Origin of the sequence: Prevotella sp. Sow4_E9_plate (assembly GCF_052116205.1) — a bacterium.
Taxonomy (GTDB): domain Bacteria; phylum Bacteroidota; class Bacteroidia; order Bacteroidales; family Bacteroidaceae; genus Prevotella.
The window spans coordinates 36,405-53,558 of record NZ_JBQKLN010000025.1; the positions used below are offsets into that span (position 1 = coordinate 36,405).

At 46.5% G+C, this 17,154-nt stretch carries 8 protein-coding genes; 2 read left to right on the forward strand and 6 right to left on the reverse strand.

What is annotated here, in order from left to right:
• Positions 1-71 precede the first annotated feature (71 nt).
• Entirely contained in the window at positions 72-1,280 is a 1,209-nt protein-coding gene (gluP, locus tag ACTQ53_RS10715) for a glucose/galactose MFS transporter (protein ID WP_294968829.1), read from the reverse strand.
• A gap of 126 nt (positions 1,281-1,406) precedes the next feature.
• On the opposite strand from gluP, the gene ACTQ53_RS10720 reads away from it, so the two are divergent.
• Entirely contained in the window at positions 1,407-2,600 is a 1,194-nt protein-coding gene (locus tag ACTQ53_RS10720; RefSeq protein WP_441933014.1) for an SGNH/GDSL hydrolase family protein, read from the forward strand.
• Between the two features lie 146 nt (positions 2,601-2,746).
• Here the strand turns inward: ACTQ53_RS10720 and ACTQ53_RS10725 are convergent, their stop codons facing one another.
• The 3 genes from ACTQ53_RS10725 to xpt all read right to left on the reverse strand — a co-directional run bounded on the left by ACTQ53_RS10725 (position 2,747) and on the right by xpt (position 13,684).
• Positions 2,747-10,648: a S8 family serine peptidase gene (locus ACTQ53_RS10725; protein WP_441933011.1), complete on the reverse strand. Its 7,902-nt coding sequence runs from the start codon at positions 10,646-10,648 to the stop codon at positions 2,747-2,749.
• Between the two features lie 193 nt (positions 10,649-10,841).
• The gene (locus tag ACTQ53_RS10730; RefSeq protein ID WP_441933012.1) at positions 10,842-13,064 is read right to left on the reverse strand and encodes a M6 family metalloprotease domain-containing protein; all 2,223 of its coding nucleotides are present in this window, start codon (positions 13,062-13,064) and stop codon (positions 10,842-10,844) included.
• 53 nt (positions 13,065-13,117) lie between these two features.
• Positions 13,118-13,684 carry a xanthine phosphoribosyltransferase gene (gene xpt, locus ACTQ53_RS10735; protein ID WP_441933013.1) on the reverse strand — a complete coding sequence of 189 codons (567 nt, stop codon included), beginning with the start codon at positions 13,682-13,684 and terminating at the stop codon, positions 13,118-13,120.
• Positions 13,685-13,854: 170 nt separating this feature from the next.
• Here xpt and ACTQ53_RS10740 point away from each other — a divergent pair, with 170 nt between their 5' ends.
• Positions 13,855-14,844 (forward strand): YqiA/YcfP family alpha/beta fold hydrolase, encoded by a 990-nt coding sequence (locus tag ACTQ53_RS10740; RefSeq protein WP_295346385.1) that lies wholly within the window; start codon positions 13,855-13,857, stop codon positions 14,842-14,844.
• 108 nt (positions 14,845-14,952) lie between these two features.
• Here the strand turns inward: ACTQ53_RS10740 and ACTQ53_RS10745 are convergent, their stop codons facing one another.
• Both ACTQ53_RS10745 and ACTQ53_RS10750 read right to left on the reverse strand, forming a co-directional pair.
• Entirely contained in the window at positions 14,953-16,260 is a 1,308-nt protein-coding gene (locus ACTQ53_RS10745; RefSeq protein ID WP_441199587.1) for a nucleobase:cation symporter-2 family protein, read from the reverse strand.
• Positions 16,261-16,464: 204 nt separating this feature from the next.
• Positions 16,465-16,932 (reverse strand): nucleoside deaminase, encoded by a 468-nt coding sequence (locus tag ACTQ53_RS10750; RefSeq protein ID WP_089544843.1) that lies wholly within the window; start codon positions 16,930-16,932, stop codon positions 16,465-16,467.
• Positions 16,933-17,154: the final 222 nt, after the last annotated feature.

Sequence of the window (17,154 nt, forward strand, 5' to 3'; positions counted from 1 at the left end):
CCTAGCCTTTCATCATCAAAGGCTACAGAGGATACACCTTATTTTATAATCTCAGCTGATAAGAAACAATACTATGAACGGATTTTGTAGCCGTGAATGCTGTAATACAAAATGTAGAGGAAGCAAGGGAGACAGAGCCAATATGCCTGCTGAGCACCTACTGCATCCTTCAGACTGCCATAGAGCGTAGGAAGAACGGCTCCACCAAACATCGCCATGATGAGCAATGAAGAACCTGCCTTGGTAAACTTACCCAGATCTGCCATTGCCAATGGCCAGAGAGCAGGCCACATCAGAGAACAACCCAATGCCATCAATGAGATGAAATAGATGGAAATCTCGGCTGGGGTAAGAACCACCAGTAAAGCTCCGGCAATTGCCAGGAACGAACAGAGCTTCAAGGCTACTGCCTGACTGATGTACTTAGGAATCAGAATGATACCGCAGATATAACCGATAACAATACCGATAGGAGCTATCCAGGCATAGTTAGCAGCACCAGGCAAACCCAGGGAATTGGCATAATCTACCAATGTTCCGAGAGAAACCGTCTCAACACCTACATACAGGAACAGCGCCAGACAACCCAAAAGCAAGTGAGTGAACTGGAAGACAGAGGTCTTGGTTGCAGCATAAGTGCAGGCAGCAGACTCCTCTTCCTCAGAATCATCCTCTCCGGCAGCCTTCACCTCTGGTAATGGAGCCAGGAATGCCAGAACACCCAAAGCCAGGAAGGCTCCGATGATGATCCAGAATGGCTTGGACAAATCCTCGATTCCGATGAGATGCACATCCTTGCCCAACAGCCATACGATGAACATAGATGGGATTGGCCACGCCAGCTTGTTGCAGATACCCATCATACTGATGCGCTTGGCTGCACTATCCAATGGACCCAGGATGGTGATGTAAGGGTTGACAGATGCCTGAAGATAGGCATTGGCAGCACCACTTACAAAAGATGCAAGCAGGAACAGAGGAAAACTCTTCTCATCGGCAGAAAGGATGAAGAGATAGAATGCTGCTGCGAAGATGACAAACGACAGTGACATCGTCTTCTTATAACCGATAGCCTTGATGGTGAGTCCGGCAGGATAACCGAAAATAAGGAACGGAATGAAGGTGGCTGCGATGATGAGATAAGAGGCAGCGTTGGAAATACCCAGCGAACCCTGCAATACGGGCACCAGCAAGGAATTAATACCCAGGGCAAAGCCCAAAGAGAAAAACATGATTCCAATGAACGACAATGGAATCGCAAAACTTTTTGTTGGTTGCATAGACTATTATTTTAGTTAGAAATTTAGGCAAAGATACAACTTTTCTTCACATTCTCCAAAGTTTTATGAAAAAAGTTTTTAAATTTCTTGCTTTTGTTGGTTTTTGTGGCTAACTTTGCATCTATGATGAAAAGATTATTAGTTTTATTAATGGTATTCTGTGCCATATCAACTGTTTCTTCCGCACAGAACTGGGTAGGCACCTGGGCCACAGCTCCGCAAACTGTAGTCAGATCATTTATGCCCTATAACAATTGCATGACTAACCGTTCGGTACGCCAGGTGGTAAAGGTTAGCATAGGAGGTGACGTAATTCGCCTCAAGTTGAGCAACATCTATTCGATGCAACCCGTGGAAATCCGCTCCATCTACATCGCCCATGCCAAGGATTCCTTCGCCATCGATGCCAAGACGGCACAATACTTCAAGTTCGGCAACAGCTACAAGACCGTCATCCCTGCCGGCAAGCAGATTGTGAGCGATGCCCTGAAGTTCAATCTCAGAAATCTGGAGCGTGTAGCCATCACCATCAATTATACCTCGGCTCCCGAAGTGCCGACCGTTCACATGGGTTCCCGCACCACCTCCTACATCATGAAGGGAGTAACCAATGCCCACTCCAACTTTGAGAAGGCTTTCAGAGAGAACCATTGGTACAACATCAGCGGCATCGATGTCTATACGATGAGCAACAACATGAGTGCCATCGCCATCCTCGGAAATTCCATCACCGACGGCAAATGCTCTACCGACAATGCTCAGAACCGATGGCCCGACGTGATGTCGGAGATGCTGCAGCTGAAGCATAAGATAACCAATCAGGGTGTGCTGAACCTGGGCATCGGCAACAACCGCATAACCGTTCCGGGTGGCTTCGGTGCCCTCGCCAAGGAGCGCTTCGACCGGGATATCCTGATGCAGAACGGCGTGAAGAAGGTGATTATCTTTGAAGGCATCAACGACATCGGTGCAGCCAGAAGCGGAAACAGCGAAACGGTGGCACGCCAGATTATTGAGAGCATACAGGGAATGGTGAAGAAGGCGAAAGCCCGGAAGATGAAAGTTTATCTCGGCACCATCACCCCATTCAAGGGCGCAGGATATTATACCCACTTCCACGAAGCTGCCCGACTCTATGTAAACGACTGGATTCGCAGTCAGGCAAGAAACGTAGACGGAATTCTCGACTTTGCCAAGCTCCTGCAAGACCCGAATGATGACAGAAGAATGAAGCGGGAATACGCCAGCAACGACTGGCTCCATCCTAACCCAACAGGCTATAAGGCGATGGGAATCTATGCAGCAGACATCGTAAAATAAAGACATCATCGTGAAAAAGAAACATCATAGAAGAACATCGTAAAAAAGGAAAAAGAGGAATCGTGAATAATCATTATCACGATTCCTCTTTTTTATGGATAAGTATCATGCTTACCAAAGCGGGAAGCAAGATACCGAAATCTACATTACTTAGCGACAAACTTCACTGCTGAGGTCTTGCCATCTACATTAGCTACAAGGTGATATACACCCGCAGCAACCTTACCCAAAGCTACGCTAGCCTTATCGCCAGCATGAACATTCTGCAAGGTCTTCTGAGCCATCAGCTGACCGGCATTGCTATAAACTGAGAGAACAACCTTGTCGGCATCAGCATCGATAGTAACATTCAAATTACCGTTCTCTGCATCTCCATTTACAGTAACATCGCCCTTAGAGGCATCAGCCACAACATTGTTGATACCTGTTGCAGCATCAACAGTCAAGGCTATGACACCAGTAGTAGAAGCACCATTGGCATCAGTAGCCACAACATTGATGTTGGTTGAACCGGAAACCTGCTTAGCAGCAATGATGATACCATTCTCCGACTGATAGAGAGCAGCCAATGAAGGATCGGCAATCTGAGCAGAGAAGGTCATGACATCGCCATCAGCATCCTCGAAGAAATCAGCAAAGTAGTACTGGGCTGATGTCTCACCACCCTTAAGGGCTAAGTCGGCAGGACCCACATACTTAGGTGCACGGTTGGTATGTTCAACATTATAGTTGACAACAGCTGAGCTTACATTGCCAGACTCGTCCTTGGCATTAACGGTGAAGGTATGCTTGCCAGCAGTACCATAATCAGGAGCAAGAGCCACATTGAGCTTCAAGCTGCCGCCAGCCTCAACAGTATAAGTACCATTGCTTTCAGAAATACCGTCCTGGGTACCGTCCTCATTCTCATAGCTCTCAACAGATGCGATACCGTCAGCATCGTTCAAGCTTACAGTGAAAGCCTCACCCTCGGCATCAGCAACAGTTACAGGAACCATCGCCTTGGAATCCTCAGGAACAGTAGTCTCACCTTCAGGAGCGGTGATGACAGGAGCAGCATTCTTATTGAGATAGATGTGATAGTTGTAGAGCTTGTTGTATGGATCATTGCTCTTCACTACGAGAGTAGCCTTATTGTTCTTGGCAAAATAAGCACTCTTGGCATTCACCTCAAACTGTACAGGAATAGCCTTGCCTGGAGCAATCTCGCCTTCCTTCTTCTCGTTGAGCAACTTAATCCATGGCTCACCCTTCTCCTTCTCGATACAAGTCATGAAGAAACCGAAGGCACCATAGCTGTAAGCATTGTCGTAGAGAGCCTCGATGTCAACCCAGCCACCCAAAGACTTCAGGTGTGCCATGTAGCGATTGGGCTCCATGTCGCCATCCTTGGTTGCCATCATGGCTGATGACTTGTAGCCGGCAGGATACTTCAATACGACATAGAAGGTATCAGCAGGGTTGATGTAGATAGGGTTGTCAAACTCCAACATACGTGCAGCACCCCGGTAGCTGCCATCCTCAAGAGGTTCTTCCTTGACAATATGAATCTTGCCATGACCGATGGTCTTCTCGGTAGCAGTAACATCATTGCCCAGAATAACAGAAGCCTCGATGTCTACATTCTCCAAGTCGCCTACAGTACCGACGAAATAGAGATGAGTAAGATTGAAACCTTCAGCAGGAGCCTCATAGCGAGTTGCTGCATAGAAGTTCTCATCCAGAGCAGAAGCACCCGTACCCATCAGGGCAGCCTGAGCATTGGCTACAGGGTTGAGTACCGGATAATAGAGCGCATTGCCCTCATAATCTGAAGGCAAGTCGTAGATGAACTTCTGATCGTCCTTCACCTTCTTCAAGCCAAGAGCCTTCACCATGCCCTTCTTGCCGGAAATCTTCTCTACACAGGTAGCCACGAAATTCTTGGCAACATCCTCAGAAGGATAAGAGATGACGTTATAGGAAGGAGCAGGATCGTTGCCGTCCTCATACTCATTGCCTGCATCACGACCAGATGGATCGAGACTCAATGAGTAAATAAGCTTATACTTGCCATCATTCATCAGATTAACGGTAGAAGTGCCCTTATAGTCAGAAGCCACATTCTCAATGTGCAACTCCTCTGGGTCGAAGGCCATGACTGGAGCCTCTGTGATATTCAACTTTATGGTAGAGTTGTACTCGGTATTTTCCAAGCCCTCTACAGTGAATACGAGAGGATAATCCTTAGCATGAACCTCATAAACATTATAAGGAGTGATTCTGAACTTCACGGTGTCGGTTCCTACTACGATAGGTGCCATCTTGCCGCTCTGGTATGGAATCCATGCCTTGGCTGTAGCATCATCAGAGAGAGCCAAAGGACCTGGGTCGATACCGCCGTCACCGCCACTGTTGTTTGCTGAAGTATAAACCTCAAGTGAAGCCTCTGGCATAGCCCATGGATCATCAGGATCGGCAGCAACAAACATCTCAGAAGCAACGTTTGTGATAGTGAATGCCTTGGTTCCCTTGTTGACTACATAGAATTCATAGTATGAAGGATTCATTGCGTATTCATCTACAGGCTGCTCAACATTGATTACCTCTGGGAACTCAGCCTGAGCCTCACCAGTGATATTCAGCGTAACAGGAATCTTAACGCTTGCACGAGAAGGATCGTTGGTGGTAACGTTCAACTCACAGTCGTAAGTATCAGCCAACTGGTCAGCCTTCAACTCAACCGGCATTTCAACCTGCTCACCTGGAGCCACTACATAGTTCTTATAAGGTGTAAACTCGACGGTATTGCCGTCGGTGATATACATATCAGCAGGAGTAATACCGCGGGTACCGGTATGATCCATGATACCACAGAGTCCGAATACACCCAACTGGAATCCATCAGGATCTACATGGTACTGGAACTTGAAGGAACCGTCCTTGCGGAGAATCACCTCAAAGTTCATACCCAGCATCATCGTATTGCCATAATTCTTATAGCTTACAATGACCTCATCATCCTTAGCCTTGTAATATACACCATCAGAAGATGGAGTGTTCATAGAGTGATTACCCCAGAATGGGCAGATGATGTTGGTATAGAAGGTTTCTGTTGTTGGCAGACTGGCTGGTGGCTCAGGGAACTGCTTGTAATCCTCTACCGGAGCATCGAAAGATACGAAACCTGTATTGTAGATATACATGCTCTTATACTTCTTGCCATAGAATGGGAACTCGAATGGAAGTTCTACCTTCTTGAAGTCTGTCTTATTAATATAGTATGCATAAGGCATGTGCTCGGTATAGTCGTTGGTGATGTCTACCCAATTGTAAGGTACATCGAAGCCATCGAGCTTAGACTTGAACACATAGTCTACAGTAGAGTTACCGTTAGCCTCCAGGTCGGAAGCTGTATACCAAGAAGCAGGCTCAGCAGAGAACGTAAGGTTCTCATCGCCCTCGTTGGTTACCTGGATTGTCTTTTCTACGTTGGTACCATAAGGAGTTTCAACCTTCAGGCTCTCGGGATTACTCTTCCAGGTAGGATTACCAATCACCTCAGCCTTCAATGGGATTTCCTTGGTTGTACCATCCTGATAGGTGATAACGAGAACATCTTCGACAGTACCCTTCTCGGCAGTAGGCAATGTTACTACGATATCCTTGCCCTGACCTGCAGGAACAGAGAATGCAGCTTTCATTTCTTCTGCGAGAGTAAACTTGCCGTTCTTGACAGATACGCTTGTCACGTTGAGAACATCCTTACCGTTGTTGCTCAACAAGACGGTGCGCTGCTGGGCTGAAGTACGGAATACCTTACCGAAATCTACGCTGGTAGAATCGAGAGCAGCCTCAGCCTTCAGGTTGTCGCCAACGATGTTGGCAGTCAACTTGACAGATGCACTTGGGTTGATTGGGTCGTTGGTGATAACGGTGAGATAGTTGGTCAGAGGTCCTGCCACCAAATCATCGTTGGCTGCCAATGTTACCTTGATTTCCTTGCTTTCACCATTGCCGACATAGCCATCAGTGCTTGACAGGCTCTTGATCATAGACTTGGCAGGAGCCACAATCTTGATGGCGCTGCCTGTCTGGATATCATAATAAGGAGCATTCAGACCATCGTTATCCTCCTGTACCTTGTTGGCATCAACAAATATACAAGGGTCGGAAGCAGCAATATCGCTGACACCTACGAAGTTATGACCACCAGAACCGAATACGCCTGCTGGATTATAATCATCGTAGTAAACCTCTACACTTCCGTCAGGGCAAAGAGCCATGTGGAAACTGATAGTAGTTGTTTCGCCACCACCATTGGTTGCAGGAGTCACCACATCCTTGAACTTGACATAGAACTTACCATTCTTATGACCATAAGTAATCTTACTGTTGGCACCCATGTCCATCCAGCCTGAGTTGGTATAAGCAGAAATATAGCCCAATCCCTGTACACAATCGCCAGTAGGAACCATACAAGAGATACGACCATCCATCTGCTGCATAGAGACACCACCATAAGAAGATACGTAAATTTCATCATAATCCTTACCATAGAATGGGAACTTGAAGCCTACCTTGATAGGACCAGACTGCCAATTATTATTGGTAAACTGCGAGGTGATGTCCTTCTCATCAGCCAACTCTGGAGCAGCCTCGTACTTGAATGATTCGTCACCGGCTACGTTAGAGATGGTAGTATAACCAAACTTATGTACCTTGGCAGTAGAACCTACTATCTTCTCGGAAGAGAACTTAGGGAAGACATACTGCAAAGGATAGTTACCGGTGTTCTTGATAGTGATAGTAGCAGTCTTATCCTCACCGCCTACCTTCAGGTCGCCTGCTTCGTAAACATCAGGAGTTACAGTCTGCTTGGCAGGAACTGAAGCGACACCACGAACCAGGAATGAATGCTGATTACCATTCTTATCGGTCAGGGTGATGGTACTGCTGAAGTTGCCCTCCTTGGTAGGAGCGAACGTCACAGGCAACGTACCGGTAGAGCGGGCTGCAATATTCTTGGCACCCTTTGACACGTTGAACTGATCGGATGAAGACTTCACTTCGTTCTGTGAAGCCTGGAGCATACCATATTTACCAGCGAACACACCATAACCGCTATTGGTCAACTCTACATCAATGGTCTTGGTCTGACCAACCAGCAAGTCACCGAAGTCAACCAGCTGCTGACTGTGCAATTCTGGCTTATAGCCCTTCACGGTCATAGCTAAAGCAACCTGCTGCTTGGAATCAACAGCCTCATTGCTCTTGACATGGATATTGAACTTATAAGTACCATTCACCAGTTTCTGACCATCATTCTTCAGAGTAACCTTCTGGCTTTCGTTAGGACGAACCTCACCGCTGATAGGCTCAGGGTTGAGTACCTGACTCCAGTCTGGGTTCTTGCTGATGGCCTGTACTGCCCATGTGAGCTGATTAGCTACAGCCTCGAAGCTGGTGCCCTTGAGGACCTCACTCAACTGAGTCCAGGTTGTACCGTTATCAGAGCTATAGAAGCTGTACTGGGCAACATCGGTTCTGGTAGTCTTGCCTGTACCCAATGGGTTCTTGGCGCCTGCAGGGAACTTAGCCACTACCCAGAAGCTTGAACCTGGAGCAAAGTGAATCTGCTCTTTCAGGGTGATAGGATAGTTGTATGCCCAGAAATCATAATTAACCTTCTGAATCAAACTTGCAGTAGAGATAGTACGTGAACCGTCGTAAATCTCAATCACAGGATTCTGTCCGTTCTGTCCCTGGAAGTGAAGATCTGTCAGGTTGAAACCATTAGGATAAGTTGCCTTATCTACATAGAAATACTGAGCCAAAGCATTTGGCAGCTTGGTATCAGTTTCACCGATATAGCTGTACAACTGGTTGGAATAGGTCAAAGTGTCTGGCCAATCCTTTGCCTGATAGTTGGAAGTAGCCACAGCTTTGCGCTTCACAAGTGTTGGGCTGACTGTACCGCTGAAAGGCAGGACCTGACCTGGGTTTGGATTCTTGACACGACCGCTGGTAGACATAGTAGCTCGGGTCGTAGCAGTAGTAAGCTGATATTTCAGCACGCCCTCACCGGCATTCTTTACATTGAAAGAAGCCTCGGCAGTGGAAGCCTTGGTGGCATCTACGGTCATAGAAAGGTTCTTCTGGTCTACCTGAACCTTAGGACCTGAATTGGTGGTAGCCTCCTTGATGGGAGAAACGGCAGAAGCCTTACCCCAACGGTTGTAAGCCACAATTGCAAAATAATACTTAGTAGAAGCCTTCAAGCCTTCTACCTCATAAGACATCTTGTCGCCAGAATACTTGAACTTGGTATCTACAGTAGCAGAGCTCAACTTATTCAAGTCGTCTGTAGCAGAGAAAGCCTCTGTGCTATAATAAATCACATGATGGTCGATGCTCTTCTCTTCGGTCTCAGGAATCGTCCATTCGATGAGAGCATTGTCGTGAGATGCAGTAACAGTGAAGTCGGCAACAGCCTCAGGCACACTACCCTCCTTGCCCTGCAAAGCCTTGTAAGCATCAATATAACCGGAACCCATCAAGCCCTCGTACTCGGGATTCTGAGTATAAAGGTCGTTTACAGAAGTGGTAAGCAATGTTCGGAGAGTCTCATTAGAGAACTGCTTATTACCATACTTGGAAAGAATCAAGGCTGCAATACCAGATACATGAGGACACGCCATAGAGGTTCCCTCGTTGTAACCATAGGTACTGTTAGGCAAGGTACTCAATACGCCATACTGCTGACCATTGTCTTCCAAACCACCAGGGGCTGTCACATCAACCCACTTGCCACGGTTGGAATAATAAGCCACGCTTCCGTCAGGAGCCATAGAACCAACAGCCACAACCTTGTCAAGACAACCTGGATAATAGTTGCCTTCCTCACCATTGTTACCGGAAGCAAAGATACAGAGACCTCCGTTCATCTTGTCGCCACCACCATTCTTGGTGAAGTAATCAACAGCTTCGGTAACCGACTTATCCTCTTCGTCAGCAACACCGGCACCCCAAGAACACTGGGCAATGCTTGCACCGCGATCGGCTGCATAAACAATGGCAGCACCGAAATCAGCTACTGCAGAACTGCTGGCACGGCTATCAAATACCTGGCAAACCATCATCTTGACACCACCCTTACCGTCGCTACCACCGGCAACACCGCAGACACCAATACCATTGTTATTGGTGGCACCTACGGTACCTGCTACGTGAGTACCATGAGAGTGGGCGTTGATATCGCTTGAATTGATAACAAAGTTATAGCCGTAGATATCATCTACATAGCCATCACCATCATCATCAACACCAGGCTTACCGTTCAACTCGGCTGTGTTGATCCACACATTGTCCTTCAGGTCTGGGTGATCTACCTGGAAGCCACCATCAATGATAGCAACCACAACATCCTTAGAACCGGTAACACCAGTTTCCCAAGCCTTGAACACATTGGCATCAGCACCCACCTTGGTTCCTGCGATATGACCATCGTTGTTGTAATGCCACTGATCGTTGAGCAATGGATCATTGAAAGGCATGGTAGAAGCAGCCTTGGCAGCCTTGGCTACAGCAGCTGGAGAAATCTCCAGAAAACGCTCACCGCCAATAGGCTTGTAAAGAGGAATACGCTGTGCGTAAGATACGCCTTCAGCAGAACGGAACAGGTTTCTTGCCTGGGCCAATTTCATACCTGATGCCTCATAATGGACATCATACCAAAGATCCAGTCCTGCTGCCTTGTGCTTAGCCTCATCCTTACCGGCATAAGGGAAAACACGGGTCATGGAGACTGCCTTTACTTTCTGATTGACCCTATCGAGCGGGGTCACGCCAGTCTGAACATACTTCTTGTTGGTGCCTTTTACCGACAACGGAAGCTTAGCCGCAATCATACGGTCGGCTATCTCACGCTGAAGTTTGACACGCACAACGCCCTCTACAAAGTTAGACTCTGCAGATTGTGTAGTAGAAGATGTAGACTGCGCACTGATACGAACGTTGCTGCCTAAACACAGCACCGCACATACAAGTAATAGTAATCTTCTTGTCATGTTTGTTTTGTTATTAAAATAATATAAAAATAAAATTTCTCTTTCGTCTATATAAACTGAGTGCAAAATTAAATATTTTTATTGAAATACCCAAACAATCCCATCATTTTATATAAAAAAGCGTAAGAAAAGTGTAATAGCACAAAATACCTCTACACATTTCTTACGCATTATAACCATACCAGATTCTACCCTAATAAATCATCACTTTCCTTACCCGCCCATCTTTCTGTCGAATAATGTTCACACCCTGCTGAGGCTTTGAGAATCTGATTCCATCCGGAGTATAATAGGCTTCAATGTCAGACAGTTGAGGCATCGTCACCCCTGCTATGCCATCCACAGTATTGTCTGTTACCTTTACTTCATCCAGGAAGAAACGGCCCTTATCGGCAGTAAAGCTAACCTTCACCTCACCCGTTGCGTAAACAGAAGCCCCCAACTGAGTCCATTCGCCCTTCTTGAGAGGTACTGAATACTTAGACAGTTCAGACTTGCGGATAACCGCCATCTGCCTTGCGCCATTATTCACATCGGTTATCTCCAGATACAACTTGGTGGCTTCACTTTTTTCATCCCATGCCGCAGCTTTGAATGAAAGTATCGCAGAACCTTTCACCGAAAAAGTTGGCGTGGTGATATTTCCGGCAACTCCAGATTTTCCGAGTCTTACGCAGCCGTTGGCTTCGTAAACAGTTCCTGTACTGGTCCATCCACCATTATCCAAGTCCTCATCCAACACTTGAGTTCCAGAAATACTACCTTTCCACAGGTTATCGTTTCCACCTGTACCATGACACTTGTCAAACGATTCATATAATAAAGTAGAGCCTGAAGGCTGTACCGGTGTATCAGGCTTCTGATCGCCAGAGCGCTCTGCCTTACTCACCGTAAACGATGCCGAACCATCACTTGCAATGGCGATATTCTTGATGTCAAGATGCATATACTTAGAACCGTCAGCATTCTTATTATATAAGGTGGAAGCCGGTTGGGATGTAGCCGTAAGACTACTATTAGACAGATAAGGATAGAGATCACTTGCCGAACCATCCAAATAGGTCGACTTGCCTGCTCTGAAGATGGTAAGACGAGGATGGTCATTCACAAATTTCTGATTGGCTTCGTCATAATATTCACTATTCGAGTTCAGTACATTATAATACCAGACATCAGCATCATAATCTACATGAGTAATCATGACTCCCGCTCCAGGAAGTTCTGTATCCCATCCTGACTTCTGTCGGTTTTCAATGATGTAACACTCGTCTTCATGTGCCTTGTTTCTGATGATATAAGCATCTCCTCCTAGACTCATCGCCATGACATCAGCCACCTTTGTCTCCTCTTCTATATCCGTCAAGTCATGAAGAGTAATCCAACCACAGCTTGCTTTCTCATAAGCCGAATACCCAGCAGGCCATTTTCCGTCTCCATTGTAACTGCCACTATCCATCAGGTCAAATTCACCCAATCCAAACCATCTGGTATAACTGGTGTCATAAAGATCGGGCAAATCCAGACAGTGAGAGAATTCATGGCAGAAAGTACCGATTCCATCGAGTTTGTTCAGACCATTCAATTCACAGCTGCAGGCGTAAGTATCCACCTTAAGCCCATCAAACTGCAACACTTTGCCATAATCTGACAATGACAAAGCATACATGTGAGGCCAAATGGTAGAAGCTGCACCACCATTGGCTTCGCCTTTACCGGCATAGAGAACAAAGACCTGTTCCACTTCGCCATCATTATCCCAATCATACTTGGAGAAGTCAACTCCCTGCTGCTTCGCCCAAAGGCAAGCCTCAGCAATCATTGCACCCGCACGCAAATCTTCACCGTCAGAACTATTCGCGCCATAATAAGCAGTGGCATTCTGCAGAGGACAGATACCAACCACGTCGAAATTCAGTTCGAACTGTCCCATACTTTGGGTACAGAAATAATCCTTCACACTGCCACGGAAGCCATTTTCCTTGTAATTATCGCCATTGACTATCTGCTTATACAATGTCAGATCATGCCCACTCTGGAACTTACGATCGGAGAATTCGGCTAAAATGACAAGTCCCTTCCTAGTTCCTCGGAAACTATTCTGTTTTGCTTTCGCCTTTTGAAGATGAAGTTTCTGTCGAGATTGAACCTTTGCACGACGGGCTGCCGCTTTCTTCACGCGAGACAAGGACGCAGTAGAATCCAATCGATTTCCCTGTCCTGTTGTTGCATCCATGACATACTTGGTTCCGTCTTCCGAAACATAATAATGCATGAATTCATCGCCCACTAACTGTACACGAACCTCAGTTCCATCAGTCAAAGTCATCAAACGCCAAACGCCTCGCTTTGCAGGCACTGACATAGAAGACAATGCCATACAAAGCAAGGCGTTCAATAAACAAAATCTTATCTTCATATCTGAATGAATATCATAGGATAAAAAAAGATGCTTGATTTCAGCCGATTCTCTTACTTCAAGACAATCTTGCAATCATCCAGGCTCTCTACAGTAGCGAGAGCCTCATAACGGATTCCCTCCTTGCGCAGGAAGTCACCACCATGCTGGAAAGCCTTCTCGATGATGAAACCCATCGCCTCGATCTTGGCGCCAGCCTTCTCGCAAAGGTCCATCACACCCTTGGAAGCGTTACCGTTGGCGAGGAAGTCATCGATGAAGATAACATGATCGTCTGGAGTCAGGTAGCTGTTGCTCACGCAAACCGTATAGTCACGATCCTTGGTAAAAGAGTGAACCACTGAGGTAATCATTCCTTCCATGGTCTTAGGCTGCTTTTTCTTGATGAAGACAACAGGAAGATTGGTCAGATAACCCACCATGATAGCTGGAGCGATGCCCGAAGCCTCGATAGTAACAATCTTGTTGTACTTGATGTCCTTGAAAAGGCGCACGAATTCCTTAGCCAGGTCCATCATCAGGATAGGGTCCATCTGATGATTTACGAAGCTATCTACTTTTAAGATTCCACCAGGAAAGCAGCGGCCCTCCTGCATTATTCTTTCTTTCAGTAAATCCATTATGACTTGAACTTTAATATGGTTATTGGGTGCAAAATTACTACTTTTTTCGCAAACAAGGAAGTTTATCGCCCAATAATTTTGTTTTGTCTGCAATTTACCGTAATTTTGCAGCGAAAATAACTGGGAGTGAAAGAAGTTAAGGAGTTACCCCCAATAAAAATTATAAGATTATGAATCCATATATCAAGCAATTCCCCGACCTCATGTCGGGCAAGAAAATCATGTATGTTCACGGTTTCCTCTCTTCTGCTCAGAGCGGCACCGTGAAGATGTTGCAGGAGCTGATGCCTAACGCCACTCTCGTAGCTGAGGACATTCCGGTACATCCTGAAGAAGCCATAGAGATGCTGCAGAAGATGGCAGAGACAGAACAACCCGACCTCATCATCGGTACTTCGATGGGCGGAATGTACACCGAGCTGCTGAAAGGATTCGACCGCATCCTCGTAAACCCAGCTTTCGAGATGGGCAATACGATGAGCAGCATGACCGGCAAGCAGGAATTCCAGAACCCGAGAAAGGATGGAGTGAACGAACTGATGGTTACCAAAGGTCTTATCAAGGAATACCGCGACTTCACCGAGCGATGCTTCCAGGATATCACTCCCGAGGAACAGGAGCGTGTATATGGTCTCTTCGGCGATGCAGATCCGGTGGTCCACACCTTCGACCTCTTCCATGAGCACTATCCGCAAGCCATCCCATTCCATGGCGAGCACCGACTTATCGACAAGGTTGCATTCCACTATCTCTGTCCGGTAATCCGCTGGATAGACGACAAGCAGAACGGAAAGGAGCGCCCTATCGTATACATCGACTTCGATGCCCTGCACGACAGTTACATGAAGGCAACCAGTTCGATGCACAAGGCTTACGAGATGCTGATAGAGCATTACAACGTATATATCGTAGCCCCAGCGCCAACCAACGACCATGAATATATGGCGAAGGTGCAGACCTGGGTAGAGGAATATCTCTCTACCCCAGCCTATAACCACATCATCTTCTGCAACCAGAAGAACCTGCTCTACGGCGACTACTTCATCGACCCTCGCCCATGCGACAGTTTCATGGGTACAACCATAGAATATGGCAGTGATGAATTCAAGACCTTCGAAGAAATCATCACCTTCTTCGAAAGACTGGGAGGACAGTGATTTAATTTATAATTGATAATGTACAATTAATAATTACCAATAAAAAAGGTGCAACTCACTTTCTTACTTGTGAGTTGCACTTTTTTTATATATAAATATCTTTGATTCTTATGCCTTATCCATATTCTTTGGCAATACGAGGTTCAGAATCACGGCGAGCAGGAAGACTACTGCCACACAGTTATCTGCGAAAACGGTGCGCACAATCTCCGGGAAGATATTGAACATACCTGTTGCAGATGTGAATCCGAGACCTACGCTGAGAGAAAGACTCACGATGACCATGTTGCGCTGAGAGAAGCCGGTACGCGCCATCATGCCGAAACCGGCAAAGAGGATGCTACCGAACATCATGATAGTACAGCCGCCCAATACAGCCTGAGGAATCGTAGTAAGTACATAACCGATAGCTGGGAAGATACCACCGATAATCATGATGATGGCACCCATGGCAATAGTAAAGCGGTTCACTACTCCCGACATAGCAGCCAACCCTACGTTCTGACTGAAAGAAGTGATAGGAGTACAACCGAAAAGACCGGAAACCGAACTTACGAAACCATCGCAGCAGACTGCCGCACCCATCTCCTTGGTTTTAGGATCACGCTTCAACGCACTGTTGCAGAGCGCAGAAGTATCACCAATCGTCTCTGTGGCAGAAACCAGATATACAGCTACAACTGAGAGAATAGCACCAATATTAAACTCAGGTGTAAATGGAAGAAGCTTTGGCAAAGCTACGATAGAGAGACCTGAAAGTCCACTGAAATCTATCATTCCCATAAACAGAGCCAGAACATAACCTACCAGCAGTCCTACCAATACAGAGAGAGAACGCAAGAAACCCTTGGCGAAAATCTGACAAAGCAGACAAGCCAGCAAAGTGACAGAACCCACAACCCAGTTGTTCATGCTACCGAAATCAGCAGCACCCTGACCACCCGCAAAAGAGTTGGCACCTACAGGAAGCAGCGAGAAACCGATGGCTGTTACCACGGTAGCGGCTACTACAGGCGGAATGAGCTTGATCCAGTACTTGGCGAAAAGTCCGAGTGTTCCTTCTACCAGACCGCCGATGATAACTGCGCCTACCAAGGTACCCATACCATGAGCACCGGCAATGGCGATGGCGAGCGAAAGGAAGGTGAAGGAGATACCCATTACGATAGGCAGACGGGAACCGATACGCCATACCGGATAAAGCTGCACCAAGGTACCGATACCGGCGATGACCATACAGTTCTGGATAAGCACGGCGCTCACCGAACTGTCCAATCCTATCGCACCGGCAAGAATCATGATTGGTGCAATGTTGCTGACAAACATTGCCAATACATGCTGAAGACCAAATGGGAGTGCTTTACCAACGGGCACTCTGCCGTCTAATTTGTAGAGAGTTTCTATTGACTGTTCCATTGTCGTTATAATAATTAGAGAATTTCCTTCATCAAGAATTCAGGGGCTTTCTGAATTTGGCGACAAAATTACAAAGAAAATCTGAGAAATTGTTCCTTTTCTCCATTTTTCTCTATCCGGCATGATAGAATACAAGAAGAATCTACGAAAAAAGGAAGGCTGCTGTCCATATTCTGTGCAACCTTCCCTTTTTATCTTATCTCATTAATACTCTGTCTTTTCTGTATTTTCCTCCCACATGCGGAAAGCGCCCAGCGCCTCATCGCGCATCAGGGCAATCATCGGCTTATGGCGGTCTTCTATCTTGCGGTCTATCTCCTCGTAGATAAACTCATCATCGAAACCTATCTTGGCTGCATCCTTTCTGTCGTTGGCATAATAGATACGGTCGAGATGTGCCCAATAGATAGCACCCAGACACATCGGGCATGGCTCACAGGAGGTATAAATCTCGCAGCCCTCCAGATTGAAGGTCTTCAGCTTGAAACAAGCCTGGCGCACACAGTTCACCTCGGCATGTGCAGTAGGGTCGAGGTCGATGGTTACGCTGTTGGAAGCCTCAGCGATGATGATACCGTCCTTGGCAATCACAGCACCAAAAGGTCCGCCACCCGTCTTCACGCTATTCTTTGAGAGCTCAATAGCTCTATGCATCAATTCTTCTTTTGTCATTCCTTTAATTTTTTAGATTAATAATATCCCATCTTTCATTTTGGGGCTACAAATATACAAAAAAGAATTGATACGGCAAGGCTTTCATACGAAAAAAATACTTAATGGAATGGCAAGTTCTCAATAGAAGTGCAAAAATCTGAGGGGGTTTCAGGCTTAATAATCTATACCTGAAAACACCGAGGGGTTTGGGGGCGAGTAGCCCCCATGTATTGAGCTATG

Excerpts from the sequence above, each read along its gene's own strand:
- gluP (WP_294968829.1), bottom strand. The coding sequence starts at position 1,280 with ATGCAACCAACAAAAAGTTTTGCGATTCCATTGTCGTTCATTGGAATC.
- ACTQ53_RS10725 (WP_441933011.1), bottom strand. The coding sequence starts at position 10,648 with ATGACAAGAAGATTACTATTACTTGTATGTGCGGTGCTGTGTTTAGGC.
- ACTQ53_RS10750 (WP_089544843.1), bottom strand. The coding sequence starts at position 16,932 with ATGACAAAAGAAGAATTGATGCATAGAGCTATTGAGCTCTCAAAGAAT.
- ACTQ53_RS10730 (WP_441933012.1), bottom strand. The coding sequence starts at position 13,064 with ATGAAGATAAGATTTTGTTTATTGAACGCCTTGCTTTGTATGGCATTG.
- xpt (WP_441933013.1), bottom strand. The coding sequence starts at position 13,684 with ATGGATTTACTGAAAGAAAGAATAATGCAGGAGGGCCGCTGCTTTCCT.
- ACTQ53_RS10745 (WP_441199587.1), bottom strand. The coding sequence starts at position 16,260 with ATGGAACAGTCAATAGAAACTCTCTACAAATTAGACGGCAGAGTGCCC.
- ACTQ53_RS10720 (WP_441933014.1), top strand. The coding sequence starts at position 1,407 with ATGAAAAGATTATTAGTTTTATTAATGGTATTCTGTGCCATATCAACT.